Source organism: Streptosporangium fragile, from assembly GCF_039534445.1.
GTDB classification, from domain to species: domain Bacteria; phylum Actinomycetota; class Actinomycetes; order Streptosporangiales; family Streptosporangiaceae; genus Streptosporangium; species Streptosporangium fragile.
The window spans coordinates 18,574-40,439 of record NZ_BAAAVI010000039.1; the positions used below are offsets into that span (position 1 = coordinate 18,574).

Annotated in this window: 27 protein-coding genes and 1 tRNA gene; 12 read left to right on the plus strand and 16 right to left on the minus strand. The window is 68.6% G+C overall.

Annotated features, from left to right (window positions below; translation table 11 throughout):
- Nucleotides 1-91 precede the first annotated feature (91 nt).
- The 3 genes from ABD841_RS24300 to ABD841_RS24310 all read left to right on the plus strand — a co-directional run bounded on the left by ABD841_RS24300 (nt 92) and on the right by ABD841_RS24310 (nt 2,585).
- Nucleotides 92-832, plus strand: coding sequence for a GNAT family N-acetyltransferase (locus tag ABD841_RS24300; RefSeq protein WP_425582031.1), 741 nt, complete (start codon nt 92-94; stop codon nt 830-832).
- Nucleotides 833-877: 45 nt separating this feature from the next.
- Entirely contained in the window at nt 878-1,081 is a 204-nt protein-coding gene (locus ABD841_RS24305; RefSeq protein WP_344976160.1) for a hypothetical protein, read from the plus strand.
- A 328-nt stretch (nt 1,082-1,409) separates the two neighbouring features.
- Nucleotides 1,410-2,585, plus strand: coding sequence for an alpha/beta hydrolase family protein (locus ABD841_RS24310; RefSeq protein WP_344976163.1), 1,176 nt, complete (start codon nt 1,410-1,412; stop codon nt 2,583-2,585).
- 563 nt (nt 2,586-3,148) lie between these two features.
- Here ABD841_RS24310 and ABD841_RS24315 read toward each other — a convergent pair.
- Complete coding sequence (locus tag ABD841_RS24315; protein ID WP_344976166.1) at nt 3,149-3,430, minus strand: hypothetical protein; 282 nt, start codon at nt 3,428-3,430, stop codon at nt 3,149-3,151.
- Between the two features lie 622 nt (nt 3,431-4,052).
- Between ABD841_RS24315 and ABD841_RS24320 the strand changes: the two genes are divergently transcribed.
- The gene (locus tag ABD841_RS24320) at nt 4,053-4,184 is read left to right on the plus strand and encodes a hypothetical protein (RefSeq protein WP_344976168.1); all 132 of its coding nucleotides are present in this window, start codon (nt 4,053-4,055) and stop codon (nt 4,182-4,184) included.
- Between the two features lies 1 nt (nt 4,185).
- Here ABD841_RS24320 and ABD841_RS24325 read toward each other — a convergent pair whose 3' ends face one another.
- The 3 genes from ABD841_RS24325 to ABD841_RS24335 all read right to left on the minus strand — a co-directional run bounded on the left by ABD841_RS24325 (nt 4,186) and on the right by ABD841_RS24335 (nt 6,261).
- Entirely contained in the window at nt 4,186-4,617 is a 432-nt protein-coding gene (locus tag ABD841_RS24325; protein ID WP_344976171.1) for a hypothetical protein, read from the minus strand.
- A 45-nt stretch (nt 4,618-4,662) separates the two neighbouring features.
- Nucleotides 4,663-4,878 carry a DUF6980 family protein gene (locus tag ABD841_RS24330; RefSeq protein WP_344976174.1) on the minus strand — a complete coding sequence of 72 codons (216 nt, stop codon included), beginning with the start codon at nt 4,876-4,878 and terminating at the stop codon, nt 4,663-4,665.
- A 501-nt stretch (nt 4,879-5,379) separates the two neighbouring features.
- Nucleotides 5,380-6,261, minus strand: coding sequence for a GNAT family N-acetyltransferase (locus ABD841_RS24335; protein WP_344976177.1), 882 nt, complete (start codon nt 6,259-6,261; stop codon nt 5,380-5,382).
- 544 nt (nt 6,262-6,805) lie between these two features.
- Here ABD841_RS24335 and ABD841_RS24340 point away from each other — a divergent pair.
- Both ABD841_RS24340 and ABD841_RS24345 read left to right on the plus strand, forming a co-directional pair.
- Nucleotides 6,806-7,777 carry an ATP-binding cassette domain-containing protein gene (locus tag ABD841_RS24340; RefSeq protein ID WP_344976180.1) on the plus strand — a complete coding sequence of 324 codons (972 nt, stop codon included), beginning with the start codon at nt 6,806-6,808 and terminating at the stop codon, nt 7,775-7,777.
- Entirely contained in the window at nt 7,774-8,625 is an 852-nt protein-coding gene (locus ABD841_RS24345) for an ABC transporter permease (protein WP_344976182.1), read from the plus strand. The genes ABD841_RS24340 and ABD841_RS24345 overlap by 4 nt, the downstream gene beginning before the upstream one ends.
- Before the next feature lie 6 nt (nt 8,626-8,631).
- Here the strand turns inward: ABD841_RS24345 and ABD841_RS24350 are convergent, their stop codons facing one another.
- Entirely contained in the window at nt 8,632-11,742 is a 3,111-nt protein-coding gene (locus ABD841_RS24350; protein WP_344976184.1) for an ATP-binding protein, read from the minus strand.
- Nucleotides 11,743-11,909: 167 nt separating this feature from the next.
- Between ABD841_RS24350 and ABD841_RS24355 the strand changes: the two genes are divergently transcribed.
- Entirely contained in the window at nt 11,910-12,266 is a 357-nt protein-coding gene (locus tag ABD841_RS24355) for a tyrosine-type recombinase/integrase (protein WP_344976187.1), read from the plus strand.
- Nucleotides 12,267-12,701: 435 nt separating this feature from the next.
- On the opposite strand, the gene ABD841_RS24360 is transcribed toward ABD841_RS24355, so the two are convergent.
- The 7 genes from ABD841_RS24360 to ABD841_RS24390 all read right to left on the minus strand — a co-directional run bounded on the left by ABD841_RS24360 (nt 12,702) and on the right by ABD841_RS24390 (nt 15,929).
- A complete protein-coding gene (locus ABD841_RS24360; protein WP_344976190.1) occupies nt 12,702-13,025 on the minus strand; it encodes a helix-turn-helix domain-containing protein in 324 nt (107 codons plus the stop codon).
- Entirely contained in the window at nt 13,025-13,387 is a 363-nt protein-coding gene (locus ABD841_RS24365; RefSeq protein ID WP_344976193.1) for a type II toxin-antitoxin system RelE/ParE family toxin, read from the minus strand. Before ABD841_RS24365 ends, ABD841_RS24360 begins: the two co-directional genes overlap by 1 nt.
- Before the next feature lie 216 nt (nt 13,388-13,603).
- Nucleotides 13,604-14,182 (minus strand): IS3 family transposase, encoded by a 579-nt coding sequence (locus tag ABD841_RS24370; RefSeq protein ID WP_344976196.1) that lies wholly within the window; start codon nt 14,180-14,182, stop codon nt 13,604-13,606.
- The gene (locus ABD841_RS24375) at nt 14,179-14,541 is read right to left on the minus strand and encodes a transposase (protein ID WP_344976199.1); all 363 of its coding nucleotides are present in this window, start codon (nt 14,539-14,541) and stop codon (nt 14,179-14,181) included. Before ABD841_RS24375 ends, ABD841_RS24370 begins: the two co-directional genes overlap by 4 nt.
- 95 nt (nt 14,542-14,636) lie before the next feature.
- Nucleotides 14,637-14,882: a hypothetical protein gene (locus tag ABD841_RS24380; protein WP_344976202.1), complete on the minus strand. Its 246-nt coding sequence runs from the start codon at nt 14,880-14,882 to the stop codon at nt 14,637-14,639.
- Nucleotides 14,883-15,215: a DUF6247 family protein gene (locus tag ABD841_RS24385; protein WP_344976205.1), complete on the minus strand. Its 333-nt coding sequence runs from the start codon at nt 15,213-15,215 to the stop codon at nt 14,883-14,885. It abuts the gene before it with no gap.
- 408 nt (nt 15,216-15,623) lie between these two features.
- Nucleotides 15,624-15,929 carry a hypothetical protein gene (locus ABD841_RS24390; protein WP_344976208.1) on the minus strand — a complete coding sequence of 102 codons (306 nt, stop codon included), beginning with the start codon at nt 15,927-15,929 and terminating at the stop codon, nt 15,624-15,626.
- 128 nt (nt 15,930-16,057) lie between these two features.
- Between ABD841_RS24390 and ABD841_RS24395 the strand changes: the two genes are divergently transcribed.
- Both ABD841_RS24395 and ABD841_RS24400 read left to right on the plus strand, forming a co-directional pair.
- Nucleotides 16,058-16,402: a type II toxin-antitoxin system RelE/ParE family toxin gene (locus tag ABD841_RS24395; protein ID WP_344976211.1), complete on the plus strand. Its 345-nt coding sequence runs from the start codon at nt 16,058-16,060 to the stop codon at nt 16,400-16,402.
- A gap of 5 nt (nt 16,403-16,407) precedes the next feature.
- Nucleotides 16,408-16,707: a helix-turn-helix domain-containing protein gene (locus ABD841_RS24400; protein WP_344976214.1), complete on the plus strand. Its 300-nt coding sequence runs from the start codon at nt 16,408-16,410 to the stop codon at nt 16,705-16,707.
- A gap of 272 nt (nt 16,708-16,979) precedes the next feature.
- Here the strand turns inward: ABD841_RS24400 and ABD841_RS24405 are convergent, their stop codons facing one another.
- The 3 genes from ABD841_RS24405 to ABD841_RS24415 all read right to left on the minus strand — a co-directional run bounded on the left by ABD841_RS24405 (nt 16,980) and on the right by ABD841_RS24415 (nt 17,783).
- On the minus strand, nt 16,980-17,348 hold the full coding sequence (locus ABD841_RS24405) for a DUF5615 family PIN-like protein (protein WP_344976217.1): 369 nt from the start codon (nt 17,346-17,348) through the stop codon (nt 16,980-16,982).
- On the minus strand, nt 17,345-17,575 hold the full coding sequence (locus tag ABD841_RS24410; protein ID WP_344976219.1) for a DUF433 domain-containing protein: 231 nt from the start codon (nt 17,573-17,575) through the stop codon (nt 17,345-17,347). The genes ABD841_RS24405 and ABD841_RS24410 overlap by 4 nt, the downstream gene beginning before the upstream one ends.
- A gap of 137 nt (nt 17,576-17,712) precedes the next feature.
- Nucleotides 17,713-17,783, minus strand: a tRNA-Gly gene (locus tag ABD841_RS24415).
- Between the two features lie 107 nt (nt 17,784-17,890).
- Between ABD841_RS24415 and dcd the strand changes: the two genes are divergently transcribed.
- The 3 genes from dcd to ABD841_RS24430 all read left to right on the plus strand — a co-directional run bounded on the left by dcd (nt 17,891) and on the right by ABD841_RS24430 (nt 20,636).
- Nucleotides 17,891-18,466, plus strand: coding sequence for a dCTP deaminase (gene dcd / locus ABD841_RS24420; RefSeq protein ID WP_344976222.1), 576 nt, complete (start codon nt 17,891-17,893; stop codon nt 18,464-18,466).
- 547 nt (nt 18,467-19,013) lie between these two features.
- Nucleotides 19,014-19,631 (plus strand): DUF47 domain-containing protein, encoded by a 618-nt coding sequence (locus tag ABD841_RS24425; protein WP_344976224.1) that lies wholly within the window; start codon nt 19,014-19,016, stop codon nt 19,629-19,631.
- Entirely contained in the window at nt 19,632-20,636 is a 1,005-nt protein-coding gene (locus tag ABD841_RS24430; RefSeq protein ID WP_344976226.1) for an inorganic phosphate transporter, read from the plus strand.
- Nucleotides 20,637-20,796: 160 nt separating this feature from the next.
- Here ABD841_RS24430 and mshD read toward each other — a convergent pair whose 3' ends face one another.
- A complete protein-coding gene (gene mshD, locus ABD841_RS24435) occupies nt 20,797-21,789 on the minus strand; it encodes a mycothiol synthase (protein WP_344976229.1) in 993 nt (330 codons plus the stop codon).
- Nucleotides 21,790-21,866 lie beyond the last annotated feature (77 nt).

The following is a 21,866-nucleotide window of genomic DNA, read 5'->3' on the forward strand; positions in this document are numbered from 1 at the left end:
GGTACGCCAGGATCGGTAGGTGTCCGATACCTGCCGGTTCTGGGAGGGGGCGTGCGTGTCGGTGCCGTCTGCCACGAGCAGCTCGGAAACGGTGAGGGGCCTACAGGAGAGAGCGGCCCGGGCTCTCCCGGCCGAGCACATCACGGATGTCGAAGGGTGGTGGCTGCGCCATACCCCCAGCTGTGCCTGGTGGGTGGGAACGGTGCTGCCCCACCGTGATGCCAGGCGGGGCGAACTGGTGCGCAGGGTCGTCGGAGCGGAGGAGTTCTACGCCGGTCACGGCGCGGCCGCGCGGTTTCAGATCAGTCCGGGAGCGTGCCCGGAAGGGCTCGACACAGTTCTGGCGGAGCGTGGCTACCGCCGGCAGAGCCCGGTGTCGTTGCAGGTGGCGTCGGCCGCGCGGGTCCTGGAACAGGCACCGGCGGGCTCGCCGCGGGTTCGATTGGACGACCGCCCGACACGCGCGTGGTTCGAAACCTGGCACGCTGTGCACGGCCATGGTGGCGACCCTCGTTCCGAGTGGGACCTGCTCGGTCGTGTGGAGCGGCCGTGTGCCTACGCCTGCGTGATGATCGGGGACGATGTCCTCGCGGTGGGCCGCGCGGTCGCCGACACCGGCTGGGCGGGAGTGTTCGGCATGGCCACGCTTCCCGAGGCGCGCGGGAAAGGCGCGGCCCGCGACGTGCTCGCCGCGCTGGCCGCCTGGGCCGGGACACACGGGGCCGACCGCATGTATCTCCAGGTGGAGCGCGACAACATCCCGGCTCTCCGGCTGTACGAGCGGATGGGGTTCGGCGAAATATGCGGTTACCACTACCGCATCGCGGGGTGAGCCTCGGGCTTCACCTCCTTCGAACATGGTCACAGCCACTCGTCGATGCAGGCGATGCGCAAGGTCGCCGCACAGCGGACGGCCCGGGAGGTGCCGGACACCGGGCCGGGCCCGATGAGCTGGATAAACGCCCAGGTCCGCGCGGGTGCGTTGGAACAGCAGACCCCTGACCTGGAGCGAGTGCTCGGAAGGCCCGCCGAGACGGTCATCTCTCGCGTCCTGGGCCGTCATACGCCGCAGACCCTCTGACCGGGCCCACCGGGGAAGTGATGCGAATATGACAGTGGATAAGGCCATGCATTGGGCGATACGGGGCTTTCTTTAGCCAGCCGCCCTATTTATGGGAAAACGCCTGGAAGCTCCTGGTAGCCCGCGGCTACTTTGCCCCTGCCGCACGGACCCGCGCGGAGGACCTCCCCGAACGCCCCCGCGGGAATCGGCGCGGTGGCGGCCGTGCCGGCCGTCTTCGCGGCCACGTCACTGCGATCCACGGCGGACTCGGACCATCCCGAAGTCGCACGTGGAGCTGGACATTCGACCGAAGCGGGGCCACGGCGGCATCGAGAGCATAGGCGGCATGAAAATAAAGATCATGCGCGGTGCCTGTGCCGCGGGCGCCGTCACCGCGAGCCTGCTCGCCCTCCTCGCAGCCGTGCCGGCCCAGGCCGAGAGCGCTTCCCCGCGAGCGGCCCAGGCCGCGGGCCTGGCGCAAGCAGAGCCCGTCCCGGACAAGAGCCTGGAGCTACCCGCGCCGACCGGATCCCAGTCGATGGGGACGGTCAGCCTGCACCTGGTCGACCGCAGCCGCCCCGACCCCTGGGTGCCCACGGCGAAGACCAGGGAGCTCATGGTCTCGCTGTGGTACCCCGCCGAGAAGGGTGCCGGCCGGTCCGCCCCATACATGACCGACGAGGAAGCCGCGGCCCTGCTGAAGGGGCAGAACATCACCGATGTCCCGAGCGAGGTGGTCAGCGGCATCAGGACCCACGCCGTCACCGGGGCCCGTCCGGTTGGGCGCAAGGGCACGCTGCCACTGGTGGTGCTCTCGCCCGGGTTCACGATGTCGCGCTCGTCGCTGACCAGCCTCGCCGAGGAACTGGCCAGCCGGGGCTACGTGGTCGTCGGCATCGACCACGTTCACGAGTCGTACGGCACGAGTCTGCCCGGCGGCCGGCTGGCCGGTTGCGTGGCCTGCAAGGAGCAGGAAGCCGACGCCTGGAAGTTCGGCGACAAGGCGGTCAAGGGACGGCAGGCGGACGTGTCGTTCGTCCTCGACCGGCTGCTCGGGCGCCACCCGGTGTGGAAGGGCGCCAGACTCATCGACCGCTCGCGCATCGGCATGGCCGGACACTCGCTGGGCGGCTCCAGCACACCGTGGACGATGCTGAAGGACCCGCGCGTGCGCGCCGGGATCAATATGGACGGCACCTTCTTCGTGCCCATCCCCGACAAGGGCCTGGCGCGGCCGTTCATGCTGATGGGCGCGGGCGAGGTGCACGAGCCGGGCGGCAAGGACTTCACCTGGGGCCGCGACTGGGCGCGCATGACAGACTGGAAGCGCTGGCTCACGGTGGAAGGCGGTGACCATGCCTCCTTCACGGACTACCCGCTGCTGACCAAGCAGTCGGCCAGGGAGCTGGAGATCACCCGGGCCTACGTGGCCGCCTTCATGGACCGGCACCTGCGCGGGCGCGACCAGCGGTTGCTGGACGGGCCCTCCGGGACCTTCCCCGAGGTCAAGTTCTGGAAGTGAGACCCGCCGTCACCACCGCGGACCGTTCCTGAGACGGCCGGAGGACGCTGACGAGATCCCGTCCGATCGTCTTGACCGGGCGGGATTCCGTCGTTTCCAGGCTTCCGATGTCACCGTCCGGGACGGTCAGAGCTCATGCGGCGGCTGTGGTGACGGGTGCGGGCGGTGTGAGAGGTCGGCTCGTCCGGCGAGGCGGCGGTAGTGAACGGGCGCGGCGGCGAGGCCGACGAAGGCCGCGAGGTGGCCGCCCCGTCGTCCGTGGCGGCGGGCCGACCGCCGGACACCGAGCCGGGCACGAACGGGTACGGCTGCGCGCGGCCGAGTCGTTCGCCCGCGGCTACGCCGGGCCCCACGTCGCCAGAGAGCCGCAGGGCACCCGGATGTCGGCCAACCGATGGCACCGCGCCCTGGCACAACGGGGCAGCACGGCCCTGGCCTGGTCCTCAAGCCGCCGTAACTCCGTGAACCAAAGATCAGCAAGCCCGCGAAGCCGGTAACCCGCGTCCCGGAGGCGCGGACGGGGCGCAACAGCGAAGCGCTGATGCGCCCCGTCCACCCGGCGGCTAATTCCTGACGAACAGGAGCCACCGCCATCCGTTGCCGTCCCAGGAGCAGAAGAAAGTGCGCCACTGGGGGTTGTAGTAGATGTAATTCGCGCCGGCCTGCTGGCAGGTGCGCTTCGCCTCTGCCCTCGCCGCCTCGGTGCGGTACGCGGGCGCGTAGTCGGTGATGTACTTGACCGCCAGCGTGGTCGCCGCCCCGGTCGGTGCGGCCGAGGCGGGGGCCGCGGGCAGGAATGCCGCGAGGGCCGCGCAAGCGGCGAGAACAGTAACCTTGAGCTTCATGGGGGAATCCTCTGCTCTGTTTCCGGAGACCGTGAGAGTCGAATTTCCGTAGTACGGCGTTGTCGTGTGAGCCGCTCTTCGCCGTCCGATCCGTTCATGACGGAGTCGAACGGCCCGTATCCCGCGGTCGCCGGACGCTCAGGCGTTCGGGACAGACCCGAACGGCCCGGACGCACAGTCGTCCAACCGCACCGACGGCCGATGCTGTGACGAGTGTGCCGTTCGGTTTCACCGCCTTCCCTTTCGATCCTTCGGACGTCTTCATCGGGCGCCCTGCGTCATCGGGATACAGAAGTACATGGAACACGTTCAACAAAATTTTGGCGTCAAACGAATGATGCAGATATCGATCAACCATCCGCGGTATTCACGAGGATGATGTGCAACAACGGCAGTAAGGCCTTCGAGGAGGCAGAGCGCAGAATCCGGCGCCGGAGAGGTGATTCTCGTACCGGTTCGGTGCCGGCGCCTGTTCGCCCTGCCGGCTGGGCCTGCCTGAGCTTCGATGTGTGACGCCGGACAGTGCGCCTGCAGAGGGCGCCAAGGGCATGCGGTTCGACCGCGCGGCGGAGCAGATCACCGCCCGCATGCCCCCGCGAGCGGTGAGGCCGAGCGGCTCGGCATGCCGGAGAACACGCCGCTGCCGACCGTCCACGGCGCGGTCCGCGAAGCCTCGGGTACGGCTCTGGCCGTGGTGGAGGTGCTGCTCCCGGCCGGCCGTCACGAGTTGGAAGACGCCTACCCGATCGCGTGACTCACGGCACCGTCGTGTCCCTGTGGTGGGGGATCACGACGATCTGGTGATCGTCCTCGTAGACGATCCTTCCCGGGTCGGATGAGTACACCGCCTCGCAGCCGACGCCGTGCGCGGCGAGGATCTCCAGGTAGCCGGGGACCCGCTCGATGAACACGTGCGCCGACGCCTTGAACCACGCGGCGGCCCCCGGGTTCAGGTCGTGGTCGTAGACCGTGGGGTCGACATCGGAGGGGTTGGTGAAGTTCGCGTCGTACCAGTCGTTGTTCGTCCGCCTGAAGCGCTCCTGCTCCTCCGTCAGCTTCCCCCTGGACGCCAGGATGTTGACCAGCCCGAACACCCCGGGGAAGCGCCCTCGTCGATCGCGGGCGGTGGCCTGGAACCTCAGGTAGAGCGCTTCGTCGGCCACGCGTTCCTCCAGTTCGGCTTCCATGGTGAGGCGGGTACCGGCGCACGCCTTTGACGGCGCCTCCGCGAATCAATGATCGCGCTGAGAAGCGGGGAGGCGGTTCCCACACCAGGGGCAGAAGGCGATGCCGATGGTCGAGGTCCCGCCGTCATGGATGATCAGGCCGTACTCCCGGGACCCGGCATCGAACCGTACAAGGGCGTCCGGGCAGTCGAACGGATCTTCGTGATCGTCGCAGTGCCGCACGATCTGGCTGGTCATCAACTCACAGCAGTGCTCGTCCACGGGGCAAGATTCTCGTGGACGGAGACCGGCGCGCCACTCGATCGAATTCCGAGACGGTCCGCCGATTCGGAGACGGTCCGCCGACAGGACGGGGCTCCGGCGGGTAGATCATGAGTCGCGGTGACCATCCTGGACGAAGGCCGATGGCCCGGGAAGACCGGAGAGTCAGAAATGATCAAGCCCGGTCTGGGAACCGTCCGTGACCCGGGCCTTCGTGCGTGGAGCGGGCGACGGGGACCGGACCCGCGCCGTCAGCCCGGGAAGTGCGTCGATCACGCCTTGCGGGGGCGCTGAGCCGGGCGTCGGGCCGGTCGTGAACGACCGTGGTCGACCCCTCGTCACCCTGTCCGATGGCCCGACGATCAGCCCGCGACCTGGTGTTGCCCGCGCGCACCCCGCCCGCCTGATCATCCCGGAGCCGGAGCGCCCCCGCCGGAGACGCTGTTTCTCATGTCGATCCCGCCGTGACTCGGTCGCGGCTGTGTCCGAGGGGTCAGCACATCATCGTCGGCCTGCTCCGGTGTACGTACGTGTGCGGTCGTACGGCCTGAAGCCGAGGCTGCGGTAGAGGCGCTGGGGAATCGGATAGGCGGGATCCCCGCGGGGACAGACGATCGCGGTGGTCGCCCCGACATCCTTGAGGGCGTGGAGGGCGGCAAGGCACACGGCGCGGGACAGGCCGAGGCGGCGGAACTCGGGATGGGTGCCGACGGGTTCGATGAGGCCGACCTTGTTGGCGTCGTCGCACCAGATCAGGCAGTTCGCGACGGAACGGCCGTCGGGAGCCGCGACGATCCAGTCCAGGTTCGGGCGGTAAGGCCAGGCGGCCATGACGGCTCGATAGGAGTCGGTGGTGACACGGGTCGAGTTCCACGCGGCCCGGTGCACGGCCACGCGTTGGTTCAGGTCGGCCTCGCCGGCGACGGCACGGGCGGTGAACCCCTCCGGCAGGACGACCGCGGGCAGATCGGCCAGATCCCGCATGTGGTAGGCGAAGTAAGGGCCGCTCTCCTGCCGTCGGTATCCACGGCGGAGCAGAGCCGTCTGTACCTCCTTCTGGCTGTCCAGCGGGTTGATCTCGCGGGGGTTGCCTGCGGCGAGTTCGTCGAGCCAGTCGAGGACCTCGTCGAGTAGCCGGGGATAGGTGGGATCGACCTGGAGCCTGAGGTCGTCGGGGAACTGTGCCCAGCCCCATGCGATCACACGGCCGCGGTCTTCCCAGAGAGCGATGGGCCAGTCGGCTTGGTCGGGCGTGTACATGAAGCGGCCCCACGCCAGATCGCCGACGTGGTGAGGACTTGCGAGCGACCACAGGCGTTGTGTGAGTTCCTGCATCGCCCGCAGATCGGGAGCGCCACCGTATCGGCGCATCATCACCGTCATAGTCGATCATTCTGCCCGGCGGAATGCCGACGCGGCTGGTACGGAGTTCGGTGGCAACAGGGTGAGGTCACGCGCCCGGGCGATGGGCGATGGGCGGCCCGGGCCGCCGGCGGCCGGGACCGCCCCCAGGCCGCATGCCCGGCCGCCGAGCGGACGCAGGGCCGCGAGGCGACGCGGCGCGCCGCCCTTGACCTCGACACGGGCACGGTGCGCATCCGGGCGGCCCACTTCGCATCCTGGCCTGGGCCTTTGCGCGTGGAGCGGGTGCCGGGAATCGAACCCGCGCCGTCAGCCCGGGAAGCGCGTGGATCACGCCTCGTAAGGCGGCTGACCTGGGCGTTCGGCCGGTCGTGAATGACCGCGGCCGACCCCTCGCCGCCATGGCCGACGGCCCGGTAACGGCCCGACGACAGCGGAGGAGGACACCGGAGCCGATGAAACCGCCAGGTCAGGAGTGAAACCAGCGTGAAGCCGCGACGAAGCCGAGGACACGGAAACTCTCCTCGGACGCCGGGAGGTACCCGGCGGAGAGAGGAGACGCGTCATGGCGGACCTCAGCGCCGTCCGGGCCGACAGTCTGGTCAAGGACTTCGGAGACTTCCGAGCCGTGGACGGAATCGACCTTCACGTACGGCAAGGCGAGATCTTCGGAGTTCTGGGCCCCAACGGGGCAGGCAAGACCACCACGCTCCGAATGCTCGCCACCCTGCTCCCGATCGACGGCGGCCACGCGGAGATCTTCGGCGTCGACGTCCGGCGGGAACCTCACCGCATCCGGCAGCTGGTAGGCGTCACCGGCCAGTACGCCTCGGTGGACGAGGATCTGACCGCCCGGGAGAACCTCTGGCTGTTCGCCCGTCTACAGGGCCTGACCGGCACCCGAGCCAAGACCATCGCCGGCGGCCTACTCGAACGCTTCGGCCTCCAGGAGGCGGCCGACCGTCCCCTGTCCCAGTTCAGCGGCGGCATGCGCCGCCGCCTGGACCTCGCATCAAGCCTGATCACCCGCCCACCGCTGATCTTCCTGGACGAGCCCACCACCGGTCTCGACCCGAGAACCCGAGGCCAGATGTGGGACACCATCCGCGAGCTGGTCACCGACGGCTCCACGATCCTCCTCACCACCCAGTACCTGGACGAAGCCGACCAGCTGGCCGACCGCGTAGCCGTGATCGACCGAGGCCGGAAAGTCGCCGAAGACACCCCCGACGCCCTGAAGACCCAGGTCGGTGACTCGACCCTGCAGCTCAGCCTCGCAGACGGCTCCGACACCGCCCTGGCCGCGAACGTCGTCCGCCGGCTGCTGGGCGAGGACCCGGTCCTGACCCCGGAGTCAGGACGCATGAACATTCCCCTCCCCGACCCCGACCGGGCCGCGGACGTCCTGATCGGCCTGCGGGAAGCAGGCCTCGGCATCTCCTCGGTGAGCGTCGCCAAACCGACGCTGGACGAGGTCTTCCTGGCGCTGACCGGCCATGGCGCCGACGACGAACCCCGGATGGAGGCGGCCCGATGACCACCGTGAGCACCCCGACCCCGACCCCCCTCGACCCCCGGCGCATCGACCCGTCCGCCGTGGTCGCCCGCACCACGTCCCGCAGCTCGCTCCAAGAGACCTGGGTCCAGACCCTGGCGATGGCATGGCGAGCCCTGAAGAAGATGCGCCGCAAGCCCGAGCAGTTCTTCGACGTCCTCGTCCAGCCCCTGCTGTTCACGGCGATGTTCGCGTTCATCTTCGGCGGCGCGATCTCCGGCAGCGTGTCGAACTACCTCCCGGTACTGATCCCCGGCATCCTCGCCCAGACGGCCCTGACGGTCTGCATGGCGACAGGCGTGCAGCTGCGCGAAGACATGGACAAGGGGGTCTTCGACCGCTTCAAGTCCCTGCCGATCGCAAGGATCGCCCCCCTGGCCGGCCCGATGATCGCCGACCTGATCCGTTACGGCATCGCGTCGGTGCTGACGCTCGTCACCGGCCTGCTCATCGGTTACCGCCCCGGTGGCGGCGTGCTCGGCTGCATCGGCGGTGTCGCACTCACCGTGTTCGCAGGCTGGTCGCTGGCGTGGATCTTCACCTGGCTGGGCACGATGGCGCGTTCGGCGCAGAGCGTCCAGGGCATCTCGATGATGATCATGTTCCCGCTCACCTTCCTGTCCAACGCCTTCGTCCCCGCCGAGACGCTGCCCGGCTGGCTGGAGGCGTTCGTGAAGGTCAACCCGGTGTCGCACGTCGTCTCCGCCGTGCGCGACCTGTTCAACGACGGGACCGTGACGGCCGAGGTCGGCTGGGCGGTCATCGGCTGCGTGGTCGTCGTCGCGGTGTTCGCCCCGCTGGCGGTCCGCTCGTACTCCCGGAAGATGTAGACGGTGTCAGACCATCCGCTCCAGGACGGCGCGGGCCTCGGCCAGCAGGTCGGGGCCGCGCCGCCGGCCGTATTCGGCCTCGATGCGGGACATGACACCGGAGGCGGCCCGTTCGGCGTGTGCGGACAGCACCGGCCACTGCATCGTCGGGGCGAACCGGTTGTAGGCGAACCGGTCGGCGAGCACGAGCAGCCGGACCGCGTCCTCGGCGGGCGGCGCCCCCTTCAGCAGGCCCCAGACGCCCAGCCCGGCGAGCACCATCCCCACCATCGGGTAGTCCCTGAACGTGTGGTCCGGGCCGAGCACGGTCAGGACCTTGGCCCGCAGCGGCTCGAAGAGGTCCGCGCCGTCGTCGCCCTCGCCGTACTGCGCGAACGCCGAGAGCGCGACGGCCTCGCCCACGAGGGTCCACGGTGTGGAACCGTCCGGCGCGCCCGGGGCGCGCAGGTTCCGAAGAGCCTCGGCGGCCTCGCGGTGCCGCCGCAGTCCCTCGGCGATGTCACCGTCGACGAGGGCCAGCTGGGCTCTGCCGACGACGACCGCCAGGACCTCGGCGTAGGTGCCCTGGGAAGCGAGCGCCTCCAGGTCGTCGATCATCCGCGCGGCCTCGTCGCGGCGACCCTCGACGAGCGCCGCCATGGCGAGGACGGCACGGATCTGGGCGGCGTCTTCCACCGCCCCGAGACGTTCGAGCACCGGAAGCGCCTCGGCGGCGTGCCCGGAGGCCGACGCGGAGTCGCCGGATTGCGCGTACAGGCCGGCCAGCTGGGCGTGCAGCACCGCCCGGTGCCAGGGACCGCCGTCATCGTCGGCGAGCTGGAGGGCGGCCCGGGCCGCTTCGATCGCGCCGGCCGGATCGCCGGCGTTCTCCCGGCCGTGGCTCAGCCAGTGCAGCGCGGTTCTGCGGATCAGCGGGTCGGGATCGGCGATCAGCTCGTCGTAGCCGTTCTCGGAGTCCGACACCGTGGTGAGCAACACGGTCACCAGCGCCCGGACGGCCGGGTTCGCCGAGTCGGCGCCCAGCCCGGACAGCAGCCGCGCCAACGTCCCGGTCTCTTCGGAGGGGACGATGACGGTGTTGAGCAGCGCCATGCTCAGGGTCACCCGGGCCCGGTCGAGGAGCCGGGGCGGCGGCGTCCAACCGGTCAGAGCGGCGGCGACGGCCGGGGTGAGGACGATGCCGCGCGGATGGTCTCCGCGGATCGACCAGTAGCCGCCCAGCGCGGAGAACAGCACCACCACCGCTTCCGGGTCGGAGTCGGCGAGGGCCTCACGCAGGATGTCGGCGAGATTCGTCTCCTCCGAACGCAACCGGTCCATCGCGTCGATCTGCTCCGGCGAGTACAGCCGGACGCCGTGCCTGCCGGCGTACCCGACAGCCCACCCGTGCACGGCGGCCCGTGCCTCGGCGGTCTCGCCGGCCGCGTCCAGTTGCATCCGGCCGAACTCGCGCACCGTCTCGAGCATGCGGTACCGGACGCCGTCGGTCGTCTCCACGACGGTGAGCAGGGACTGCTCCACGAGCTCTTCGACGTCGCCGAGAGCGTCGCCGCCGAGCACCTCCTCCGCCGCGTCGAGGGTGAAGCCGTCCGGGAAGGCCGAGAGGCGGCGCAGAGCCAGGCGCTCCCGCTCGCCGAGAAGGTTCCAGGACCAGTCGATCACCGCCAGTAGCGTCTGGTGTCGTGAGGGGGCGCTCCGGTCGCCGCCACGCAGCAGCGCGAACCTGTCCTCCAGCCGGCGGGCGATCTCGACCGGTGACATCACCCGCACCTTCGCGGCAGCCAGTTCAACCGCGAGCGGAAGGCCGTCCAGGCGGGCCACGACGGCGCGCACGTCCTCCTCGTCGAGGCGCACACCTGGCCGGGCCGCGGTCGCGCGGTCGCGGAACAGCTCGACCGCGTCGTCGGTTCCCAGCTGCGGCAGCGGGTAGACGCGTTCGGCGGCGATCGCCAGCGGCGAGCGGGTCGTGGTGAGGACACGCAGCTCCCGTGCGGTCGCGGCCAGATAGGCGACCAGGTCGGCGACCGCCTCCACCAGATGCTCGCAGTTGTCGAGCACCAGCAGCGTCGGGGCCAGGTCGAGCTGCTGGGCGATCCGGGCGCGGACGTCGGCGCGCTGCCGCGGGGTGAGCGTGCGGCGTCCGGTCACCGAGTCACGGACGCCGAGCGCCGACCCGACCTCACCGACCAGGTCCTCGGGCGCGGTCACGCCGACCAGCTCGACGAAGTGCACCACCGGCTGCGGGGCCTCGCGGGCGACGGCATGGGCGAGACGGGTCTTGCCGAGGCCGCCCGGGCCGAGGATCGAGACCACCCGGGACGTGGCGAGCAGCGCCCGCACCCGCCGGAGGTCGTCGTCGCGGCCGAGCAGCGGAGTCGTGTCGAACCGCACGCCGGCACGTACGGGGCTGTCGAGCGCCAGCAGCTCCCGGTGGACCCGCCGCAGCTCCGGGCCGACGTCGGTGCCGATCCGCTCACGCAGGTCCGATCGGTAGCGTTCGAAGCGATCCAGCGCGGCGCCCGTCCCGCGCACCGCCGCCTCGCTGCGCAGGAGGTCGGCGAGCAGCCCTTCGTCCTCGGGGTGGACGCGCACGGCCTCCTCGAGTCCGGGCAGGGCGGGGCCGTGGTCGCCGCTCCGGCTCCGGGCCCGGGCGAGCACGACCCGCGCGGACGCCAGGTCGCGTTCCGCGCGCCGGCGCACCTCGGCCAGCGGGCCGCCGCCCTCCGGGGGCAGCGCCCCGGCGCCCAGCGCGAGCGCCTCCTCCGCCGCCGCGGCCGCCGCCGCCGGATCCTCGACGAGCAACGCCCGCGCCCGGCCCGCCAGACCGTGCAGCCGGCCGACGTCGACCCGGTCGGGCGGAACCTCGAGCCGGTAGCCGCCCCCTTCCGTGGCCAGTGCCTCCGACCCCACGACCGACCTGGTCCGGGACACCAGGACCTGCAGCGCCTTCGCCGGATTGGCCGGCTCGTCGTCCCCCCACACCTCCGCGGCGAGCCGCTCGGCGTTCACGGTCCGGCAGGCGAGCGCGAGAGCGGCGAGCAGCGCCTGAGCCCTCTCGCCGACCACCGGCTGCCCCCGCCACCGCACACCGTCGAGCAGGCTCAGGTAGATCGGCATGGCCCAAGTTTAGGCTTCGCCGAACCATCCACCCGTTCTCGCCTTCAACCCGCAAGGCGCACAGCACGATCGACGGATTCACCTCGGGATGGACCTCCGACCAACAGGATCAGATATTCGCGCTTCTCTCCTCCGCTGCACACGCTGCGAAGGAGAGAAGCGCGGCCATGACCATACGGACTCCCGGGTCTCCGGAGCCGGCCGCGTGGACGCACAGGACGCAGCCCGCGCCCTACGGCCCCAACACCCGTACGCGCCGGGTGGACGTGGTCAAGGAGACGGGCCTGTCCGGCCTCCACTTCCATGACCTCCGCCACACGGGCAACATGCTCGCCGCCGAGTCGGGGGCGGGCCTCAAGGACCTGGCGGCCCGTCCGGGACACGACAATGTGTGCGCGGCGATGATCTACCGGCATGCCGTACGGGGCGCGGACAAGGCCATCACGGACGCGATCGACGGGCAGTCGGAGAAGCGGGACGGCGACGAGAACGGCTCAGCCGGGGTGCTCGCTCCCGTGAGCTGATTGCACGTTAACTGCGTTGACTGCACGGAAGATCGAGGAGACCCCGGAAACGATCAAGTCCCAAGTCCGGAAACCGTCCATGACCTGGGCCTTTGAGTGTGGAGCGGGCGACGGGAATCGAACCCGCGCTGTCAGCTCGGGAAGTGCGTGGATCACGCCTCGTAGAGCGGCTGACCTGGGCGTTCGACCGGTCGTGAGTGACCGCGGTCGACCCCTCGTCATCCTGTCTGATGGCCCGACGATCAGCCCGCGGCCTGGTGCTGCCCGCGCGGCACGCACCCCGCCTGCTCATCCCTCCCCGCCCGACCTGCCCGGTCCCGCCTGGATCAACAAACCCAAGACCAACGAACCCAAGGACACCATAAAGAGGACGACACAGAATCAGCCCAGCTCAACGCCTTGAACACATTGCCGGGTTCCGCCTGCCCCAGTCGGCTAACCGGCCAGGAGATCGATCTGTTCCGCCTGGTCGTCTCCCACGGAGATGGTGAACCGAACACCCATCGCCCTGCCGATCCGGTCAAGCATCTCCAGCGTCGGCACGCCCCCGCCCAGCTCAATACGCGACAGAGCCGGCTGGGAGATCCCTGCCCGCCTGGCGACCTCGGCCTGAGTCAGGTTCCTCGCCACACGAACCTCACGGAGCCTGTCCCCCAGATCCATGTCCCGGACGGCTCGCGTGTACTCAGAGTGCTCTTCGGCCCCCGCTTCCAGAAGCCGCTTGGCCTTCAGCGTCTTCCACGTACTGTGTCCAGCCATCATGACCTCCTGTCGAACACATGGGTGACGGTCATGTCATGTTCGAGCCGGCAAGTCTTCTTCGCCGCGACCGCGCGATCCACGTCATCATGCTGCGGCCCGTTGCGGGTCTTGGCAAACACCGTGAGCAGAACGATCGCCCTGCCCCCAGGCCTCCAGAACGTGATCCGCCAAGACCGTTCCCCGAGGGGCAACCTCAACTCGCTGACACCATCACGCAGACTCTTGACGTGATCGCCGTCCGGCAGACCGCCTCTCTCCACGAGATGCCGGTCCACCTTCGCCATCACACGCTGGAACTGCCCGAACGGCAACTCCGCCAACCATGCCTCCACCTCGGGCTCCAACGCGACCTCGAACATACCCTTGATGGTATATACCTTCGATGGTAAGTCGGCGCGAACGGGAAAACCAGCCCGGACTTCAAAAACGATCACGACCCGACTCCGGATCATGGTCCTGAGCCGGGCCTTCGGTACTGGAGCGGGTGACGGGAATCGAACCCGCGCTGACCGGCGCGCCGAGCACCGCCGCCGCCTGGCCGAGCCCGCCCTGACCTACGCCGCCTTCCGCCGCGCCTATCGTGAGCGGGCCCCACCGGACGCCTGCGCCACCGCGCCCCGGTGCCGCTGAGTGAGGCCGACATCTGGCGGGCCTACCAGATCGAGCTGCGCGAGCACGGCGAGCCGCACCACGATCCGTGGGGGGTCAACCCGTTCGAGTGCCGCTGAGCAACCCCGTTCCCGATGCTGCCGCCAGGCGCAACCCGGTGCGGGCGCGACCGCGGTGAACCGGCGGCGCACCAGGTCCGGCGCGGCCGGCCGCTTGCCCTGACGGGTCAGCGAGCGCGACCTCTTGCGTGCCCGACCGGCCAGGCCGAGCTCGGCCATCCGCGCCGCGACCGTGTTGACCGAGACCCTCCAGCCTTCTTCCCGCAGGTCACGGGTGATGCGCGGGGAGCCGTAGGTGCCGCCGGAAGCGGTGAAACACTCCTCGATCGCCGCATCCAGATCAGCGCGCCGCCGCTCACGCGACGTCGGGGCCCGGTCCTTCCACTTATAGAACCAGGACTGGGAGACCCCCAGCGCCTGGCAGGAGATGACGTGACTGATGCCGTACTCGGTCTTCTGGCAGCGGATGAAGGCCGCCACGCTCACCGGCCCATCGCCTCTCGAACCCATAAGACCACCGAGCGCTTGAGCACATCACGCTCGTCTTCCAGCTCGGCGCGCTCCCTGGCCCAGGCCGCCTTCTCCCGCGCGAGCTCCCGCGCCAGCTCGGCCTTCTCGGCCCGTAGCCGGGCCAGCTCCTCCTGCTCGGACTCCTTCAGCGTGCCACCTCCACCGCCGACCTGACCGTTGGCGTGCCGGTCCATCTGCATCCAATTGTGCAGCGTGTATTCGTTGATCCCCAGATCCCGGGCGACGTGCGCGACGGGTTTGCCGGTCTCCTTGACGATCCGCACCGCTCCGGCCCGGAGCTCCGGATCAAAGCGACGCCGCGTGGTACCTGCCACGACCAAACCTCTCCCGGTTCGATCTCCACGCTACGAGGGGAAGCTCAGTACCTATGTGAAGTGGGAGCGGGTGATCGGGTCCGAGTGCAAAGCCGTTACGGCCATTCGATGCGGATGAGGCAGACCTCGCGTTGTTCGTCCAGCACGATGTACGTCGCGAGACCCCGTTCGCCGAAGGCATGGGTGAGCATGTTCGCCTTGGGATTGGCGGGGTTGTACGGTTGCCCGCTCCATGGCGCGATCTCCAGGAGGGCGAGCAGCTCCGCGAGCGGACGCAAGGCTTCCTCGGGGAGCTCGGCGATCTGCCCCTCGACGATCGGGTCGAGCAGGACCTGGTACACCTACAGTTCGATCCCACGCTCCGTCAGAACTTCACGCCACGGTTTCCCCCGGCGGGATGGTTCATCGGCAGTGATCTGCTCAGCCCTGGCGTGCATCTGGCGGCGTCCTTCGGGGTCCTTCATCGAGTCGCATGCAGAGATCCACCAGCGGTGGACGAAGGCGTTCAGCACGCTGAGATCCAGGCTGACCCGGACCTCGTCGAGTACGGCTTTGAGCCCGGTGTCGAACGCTTCTCGGTCTTGAGACGTCACCAGAGCTGCGCGGATGGAACGCAGGTTCTTCTCTGGTGCCGACGGGATGGAAGCGGGGAAGTCCTCTGGCTGCGCGGTCATGTGGTGGCTCCTCTCGCTGGCTATGAGCTTACAGAGGAGGGGGGAGAGACCTCCGGCTTCACCACACTGGCGATGAACTTCCGAGGAGACGGCTGGCAGGCTCCAGAAACGATCAAGGCCCGGGTTGGGAATCTCTGTCCTGACCTGGGCCTTCATCGCTGGAGCGGGTGACGGGAATCGAACCCGCGCTGTCAGCTTGGGAAGTGCATCGATCGCGCCTCGTAGAGCGGCTGAGCTGGGCGTGGGGCCGGTCGTGAGTGACCGTGGTTGACCCTTCGTCACCCTGGCTAATGGCACGCTAATGGCACGAGGATCATGCGGGTTGTTCCTGCTCGGGGCAGGGCGTGGGCTCGTCGGCGGTCACAGAGAACAAAAGCCACTCGACGCCGGGCACAGTGAAGTGAGTACTCACCGTCTTGGCAGCGACTCCTTCGAAGTCAAGGCGATCGCCGAACATGTGGTAGGTGACGCGGACCATGGGCCGGCGACTCTCTGGGCGGCGAGCATCGTGCGGAACACGGCTTCCTGCGGTTCCTGCACCCCGAGCGGAGAGGTCAGTTGTACCTCGGCCAGCTCGGGAATCTTCCAGTAACGCTGATAGGACAGGAGAGTGAAGGGCTCTCCCAGGGCCGCGCCCATCCTGGCGATCATCCGTTCGGCGCCGACCTGCTTGGTCACGCGCAGGTGGCCTCTCCAGTTGATCACCTCGAACATGGCGTCATCGTGACACGGCAGGGAGAGGCGGCGCACTTCCCTACGCTCTGCCTGTTCCCATCCCCCGGAGGAAACTAGGTTTCGCGTTCTCCGGGTGCGGCACTTGCTCACGCTATAACGTCCGTGTTATGAACTGGGGAGAGGTGGAACTGGAGCCAGAGGTCGATGAGTGGTTCGCCACGCTTGATCAGGAAGACCAGGAAACGGCGGTTTTCTACGTCGACCTGCTGGCCGAGCGCGGCGTTCTGCTCGACGAGCCCTACACTCGTCAACTCCGTGGCAAGCTGCGCGAGTTGCGGTTCCACCTCCACCGAGAGGCGGTACGGATCACGTACTGGATCGCCCTGGGCAGGCGGATCATCCTGCTGACGGTGTTCCGCAAGCAGCGGATGCGCGAGTCCGCCGAGATTGAGCGTGCGTGGCGGGTCATGCAGCGGTGCATCGCTGAGGCCCACACCGCAGATGAGGAGTGAGCGGAATGGGTGAGCGCAGGACGTGGGCCGACAAGAAGGCTGAGATCATGAGCCGTCCCGGTGCGGGAGCGGCATATGAAGCGGCCAGGATCCGGTTCGAGCTGGGCGAGGCGGTACGGCTGCGCCGTGAGGAACTGGGGCTGACTCAGGCCGAGCTGGCTGAGCGCACAGGGCTGAAGCAGCCGGCGGTGGCGCGGTTCGAAGCGGGAGGCACGATGCCGACCATCCCGATGCTGGAGCGACTGGCGGAGGCTCTGGAGATGCGGCTGAGCGTTCAGTTCCAACCGCTGCGCGAGGCGAGCTGATCTCACCGGAGCGATGTTCGGACTTGCGAGATGCCAAAGTAGCGCTGGAAACGGCCAAGGCCCAGGCCGGGGTTCTCGCCCGACCTGGGCCTTTGAACGTGGAGCGGGTGACGGGAATCGAACCCGCGCTGTCAGCTTGGGAATGATCTACTGACCTTGATGGGCTGAGCTGGGAAAACGGGGGCGCAGGTCAGGGCGGGTCGATTTCCCGTGAGTGACCGTGGTTCCCCGCCTGTTCTGGCACGGATCTGGCACACGGATCATGATGGTCCTCAACGGAGAGGGAGGGCGCGGACGCGTATCCCTGTCGTGGTGAATGCGGCGATCGCACCGGTCTCAAGATGCGGTTCGAGGACGTCGAGGTGTTCGAGGACGATGTCCACCAAGTCCGGCGGCCGAAGCTCCAAGATTTCCCTTACGAGAACGACCGAGGGCTCCGTCGCGCGGGCGTGAGCCAGAAGAGCGCCGAAGTCGGTGTCCGCGGAGATGATGACCCGGCCGTCCGCGGCGGCCAGAGTCATGATCGTGGAATCTGGGGCGCTCGTCGCTTGTAGATCGCGAACATGTACAGCGTCATGGCCGGCCTTGGTCAGCAGCTCGGCGACGCGGGGTGAGAGGTTCTCGTCGATCAGGAAGTTCACGCCGGCTCTCGGAGGCTGTAGAAGTGGACGTTGGTGGAGGCGGCGGCGTACTCCAGCGCCTGCTTGATGTCCTCGCGCTCCAGATCGGGATAGTCCGCCAGGATCTCGTTGAACGTCCACCCGGCGGCGACAAGCCGGACAACGGTCTCGACGGTGATGCGCAGACCGCGGATGCAGGGCTTACCTTCGAGTTTGTCGGGCTCGGCGGTGATCCGGTCGAAGTTCATGGTGTCTCCCCTCCCTCCCGATACTGCCAGGTCGGCTCCGCACCAGCGACCGAGATACGGCAGCAAGGCCACAAGCGGTTGGGAAAAGTCGAAGCCCAGGTCCGAATCCACCGGATGGCCTGGGCTTCTGAGATGAGAGCGGGTGACGGGAATCGAACCCGCGCTGTCAGCTTGGGAAGCTGATGTTCTGCCATTGAACTACACCCGCAGCGGTGCGCCGCGTCACTACTGTAGCGGATACTCGGGCGGGTCTGGTCGTCCGCGGGAGCAAGATTCTCGGCTTTTGGGTTGCGTGGCGTTGGTAGGTTGCCTCACGTGCTGCTTTCCGATCGTGACATCGCCGCCGAGATCGAGTCCGGGAGGGTCAAGATCGACCCCTTCGACCCGGAGATGATCCAGCCGTCCAGTGTCGACGTGCGTCTGGACCGCTATTTCCGGGTCTTCGAGAACCACCGTTATCCGCACATCGATCCGTCGATCGAGCAGCCCGACCTCACCCGGATGGTCGAGCCGGAGAACGACGAGCCGTTCATCCTGCACCCGGGGGAGTTCGTGCTGGCGAGCACGTACGAGGTCATCACCCTTCCCGATGACATCGCCTCCCGGCTGGAGGGGAAGAGCTCGCTGGGCAGGCTGGGCCTGCTGACCCACTCGACGGCCGGTTTCATCGATCCGGGGTTCAGCGGGCACGTCACGCTGGAGCTGTCCAATGTCGCGACGCTGCCGATCAAGTTGTGGCCGGGGATGAAGATCGGTCAGCTCTGTCTCTTCCGGCTCAGCTCGCCTGCCGAGCACCCCTACGGTTCCGAGAAGTACGGCTCGCGCTACCAGGGGCAGCGAGGGCCGACGCCGAGCCGGTCCTACCTGAACTTCCACCGGACGCCGATCTGAAGGCTGAAGGCCGGCGGGTCGGCGAGGGCGTTGTGACGGGAACCGACGGGAGTCCCGGTGGGGGTGCGGGGTCCTGTGGGGGTGCGGGTGGAGGCGCGGGGTCCTGCGGAGTCCGGAGGGCGGTGGAGCCCCGGGAAGCCTCCGGGCGGGGGTGGGGCTGTTATGTCGGCCCGGAACGCGGTTTAGTGGGCCTCCGTGATGGAAATCACCCTGATTGTCCGCCGAGGCCGCCGGTCCCGGGCTGGCCTCGATGGATCCCACACGGAACATGGCGGGAGCGGGATCCCCAGGGAGGTACGGGCGTCGCCCCGGACCGCGCTCCGGGGCGGAGAGTCCTTGATGTGACCTGACTTAGGCATAATGTGCCCGAAAATCAGCAAAACGGTCACCGGAAAGATGCCCACAAGACCCCCTCGAGCTGCGTGTCACCCGGCGCACTCTGGGTAGCGACAGCAGGAAGAGTGAGTGTCTAGCGGGTGAAGTTCGCATTTCCGCTGGTAACCCGTACCCTTCTCTGCGGACCATCCCCGCACATCTGGAGAACGACGTGCGCCTGCGTCTCACGCCTAGTGAGGACAGCTACTACGACTTGTTCGCCGACTCGGCGAACAACCTCGTCACAGCGTCCCGTCTGCTGGTCGAGATCATCAGTGACGGCTCGGACAGGGAAGCCCTGGCCGAGAAGATGCGGGCGTGCGAGCACGCCGGTGACGAGCGTACTCACGCGATCATGAACAGGCTCAACGAGAGCTTCATCACGCCCTTCGACCGCGAGGACATCTACCGTCTCGCCTCGAACCTCGACGACGTGATGGACTACATGGAGGCCGCGGCCGACCTCATCGTCCTGTACCAGATCGACCACCTCCCCAAGGAGGTCGTGCGCCAGGTCGAGGTTCTGGAACGTGCCGCCGAGCTCACCGCCGAGGCCATGCCCCGGCTGCGCTCCATGAAGAACCTGAACGAGTACTGGATCGAGATCAACCGTCTGGAGAACCAGGCCGACCAGATCTACCGCCGTCTCCTGGCCAAGCTCTTCGGCGGCGAGTACGACGCGTTGACCGTCCTGAAGATGAAGGAGGTCATCGACCAGCTGGAGATGGCTGCCGACGCCTTCGAGCACGTGGCCAACACGATCGAGTCGATCGCGGTCAAGGAAAGCTAAGTGGATCTCACGCTCGCACTCGTCATCGGCGTGGTGGTCGTGGCGCTGGTGTTCGACTACACCAACGGCTTCCATGACGCCGCGAACGCGATCGCGACCTCGGTCTCGACGCGTGCGCTGACGCCGAGGGCCGCCCTGTTCATGGCCGCGGCGATGAACTTCCTGGGCGCCCACCTCGGTACGCAGGTGGCGGCGACCGTCGGCAAGGGCATCATCGACGCCCCCCAGGGGACCCACGGCCTGGTCATCGTGGGCTCCGGTCTCATCGGCGCGATCACCTGGAACATCATCACCTGGTACTTCGGTCTCCCCTCCTCCAGCAGTCACGCGCTGATCGGCGGCCTGGTCGGCTCCGCGCTGGCCTCGGCGAGCACCGTCCACTGGGACGGGGTCGTGGAGAAGGTCGTCATCCCGATGATCCTGTCTCCGGTGGTCGGCTTCAGCCTCGCCGGGCTCATCATGATCGCCATTCTATGGGCGTTCCGGCGTTCCCATCCCGCGAAGACCAGCCGGGGCTTCCGCCACGCGCAGACCGTCTCCGCGGCGGCCATGGCCCTGGGCCACGGGCTGCAGGACGCGCAGAAGACCATGGGTGTGATCTTCCTGGCGCTCGTGGTCGGCGGATACCAGAACGACGGAGACCCGATCCCGCAGTGGGTCATCCTCGCCGCCGCCACGGCCATCTCGCTCGGCACCTACGCGGGCGGCTGGCGGATCATGCGGACGCTCGGTCGCCGGATCATCGCGCTCGATCCTCCGCAGGGGTTCGCCGCGGAGAGCGCCGCGGCGACCGTGCTCTACACCGCGGCCATCGGCTTCGGCGCCCCCATCTCCACCACCCACACGATCACCAGCGCCATCATGGGTGTCGGCGCCACCAAGCGTCTGTCGGCCGTGCGCTGGGGCGTCGCGGGCAACATCGTGACCGCCTGGGTTCTCACGATCCCGGCCGCCGCGGTCGTCGCCGCGCTGTCCTATTTCGTGCTCCACTGGCTGATCGAGTAGCCGGGAGAAGCCCCCGGACGACCGGGGAATCGCCCAGGGGCCGAAAAGCCGCTCAGGAAACGGGAAACGCCGGCCGGGGATCACCCCGGCCGGCGTTCTCTCGTGTCGGGGAGGTCGCGCCGCGTTCCTTTCCGGACCGCGGCTCCTTCCCGGGCGCCGCTTATTTCTGATACATCACGTCGACGTCCCACCGGGTGAAGCCCAGTCCCTCGTAGAGGCGGATCGCCGCGGCGTTGCTCTCGTCGACGTACAGCATCACCTGGGCCAGGCCCCGGGAGCGCAGGTGGTTCAGGCCCGCCAGGGTGAGTGACCTGCCCAGCCCGCCGCCCTGCTCGGCGGGGTCGACGCCGACCACGTAGACCTCGCCGATCGGTTCGTGCGCGTGCTCGCCGTCACCGTGCACCTTGGTCCAGTGGAACCCCGCCAGCCGGTCGCCGTGCGCCCCGGCCGGAGCCGCCCCCGCCGCCTCCGCCGTACCGCCGGCCGTGCCGGGGCCGTCAGGTCGTACGGCGTCCGTGCCGGGGCGTACGGCGAGGAAGAAACCCGCCGGGTCGAACCACGGTTCCTGCTCGCGGCGCTTCAGGTCGTCGACGGTCCAGGCCCCCTGCTCGGGGTGACGGGCGAAGGCTCTGGCGTTGAGCGCCACCCAGGCCCCCTCGTCGGGGGTTCCGGGCTCGAACGTGCGCAGTCGTACGCCCTCGGGAAGCTTGTAGCCGGGAATCGCGGAGAACAGGGAGCGGCGCATCTGCCACAGGGATCTGACCTTCGTGAATCCCGTGGCCGCGGCGATGGCCTCGGCGCCCGGGTGCCCGCCGTGGGCCCACAGGCGCAGGCGCCCGCCGGTCTGGTCGAGTACGGCCTCCAGGAGCCGCCGCCCGTACCCGCGCCGCCGGAACGCCGGGTGGATCACCAGTTCGCCGCTCGGCCCCTCGACGGGGTCGGTCGGGTCCACGTGCGCGTAGCCGGCGAGGTCGTCCCCGTCGTACAGGAGCACGGCCCTGGCGCGCTCGTCGCCGCCGTAACGCAGGTGCAGCATGACATGTTCGTTGAGGGGTCTGACCCCGTCGGCCTCGGTGGCGGCCTCGACCACCGCGAGGACGTCGGACACCTGCTGTTCCCCGAGTCGTCCCCGGTGTTCCACGCGCACGTTCATGTTCTGGACTCTAGGCGGGGCCGCATTCCGGGTATTCACCGGGGACTGGCAAAAGGTGTCATTTACCTGCCGGGTGA

Coding starts and splice junctions, on each gene's coding strand:
- ABD841_RS24305 (WP_344976160.1), top strand. CDS start 878: ATGCAGGCGATGCGCAAGGTCGCCGCACAGCGGACGGCCCGGGAGGTG.
- ABD841_RS24310 (WP_344976163.1), top strand. CDS start 1,410: ATGAAAATAAAGATCATGCGCGGTGCCTGTGCCGCGGGCGCCGTCACC.
- ABD841_RS24315 (WP_344976166.1), bottom strand. CDS start 3,430: ATGAAGCTCAAGGTTACTGTTCTCGCCGCTTGCGCGGCCCTCGCGGCA.
- ABD841_RS24320 (WP_344976168.1), top strand. CDS start 4,053: ATGCCGGAGAACACGCCGCTGCCGACCGTCCACGGCGCGGTCCGCGAA.
- ABD841_RS24325 (WP_344976171.1), bottom strand. CDS start 4,617: ATGGAAGCCGAACTGGAGGAACGCGTGGCCGACGAAGCGCTCTACCTG.
- ABD841_RS24335 (WP_344976177.1), bottom strand. CDS start 6,261: ATGACGGTGATGATGCGCCGATACGGTGGCGCTCCCGATCTGCGGGCG.
- ABD841_RS24340 (WP_344976180.1), top strand. CDS start 6,806: ATGGCGGACCTCAGCGCCGTCCGGGCCGACAGTCTGGTCAAGGACTTC.
- ABD841_RS24345 (WP_344976182.1), top strand. CDS start 7,774: ATGACCACCGTGAGCACCCCGACCCCGACCCCCCTCGACCCCCGGCGC.
- ABD841_RS24350 (WP_344976184.1), bottom strand. CDS start 11,742: ATGCCGATCTACCTGAGCCTGCTCGACGGTGTGCGGTGGCGGGGGCAG.
- ABD841_RS24355 (WP_344976187.1), top strand. CDS start 11,910: ATGACCATACGGACTCCCGGGTCTCCGGAGCCGGCCGCGTGGACGCAC.
- ABD841_RS24360 (WP_344976190.1), bottom strand. CDS start 13,025: ATGGCTGGACACAGTACGTGGAAGACGCTGAAGGCCAAGCGGCTTCTG.
- ABD841_RS24365 (WP_344976193.1), bottom strand. CDS start 13,387: ATGTTCGAGGTCGCGTTGGAGCCCGAGGTGGAGGCATGGTTGGCGGAG.
- ABD841_RS24385 (WP_344976205.1), bottom strand. CDS start 15,215: ATGACCGCGCAGCCAGAGGACTTCCCCGCTTCCATCCCGTCGGCACCA.
- ABD841_RS24390 (WP_344976208.1), bottom strand. CDS start 15,929: ATGTTCGAGGTGATCAACTGGAGAGGCCACCTGCGCGTGACCAAGCAG.
- ABD841_RS24395 (WP_344976211.1), top strand. CDS start 16,058: ATGAACTGGGGAGAGGTGGAACTGGAGCCAGAGGTCGATGAGTGGTTC.
- ABD841_RS24400 (WP_344976214.1), top strand. CDS start 16,408: ATGGGTGAGCGCAGGACGTGGGCCGACAAGAAGGCTGAGATCATGAGC.
- ABD841_RS24410 (WP_344976219.1), bottom strand. CDS start 17,575: ATGAACTTCGACCGGATCACCGCCGAGCCCGACAAACTCGAAGGTAAG.
- mshD (WP_344976229.1), bottom strand. CDS start 21,789: ATGAACGTGCGCGTGGAACACCGGGGACGACTCGGGGAACAGCAGGTG.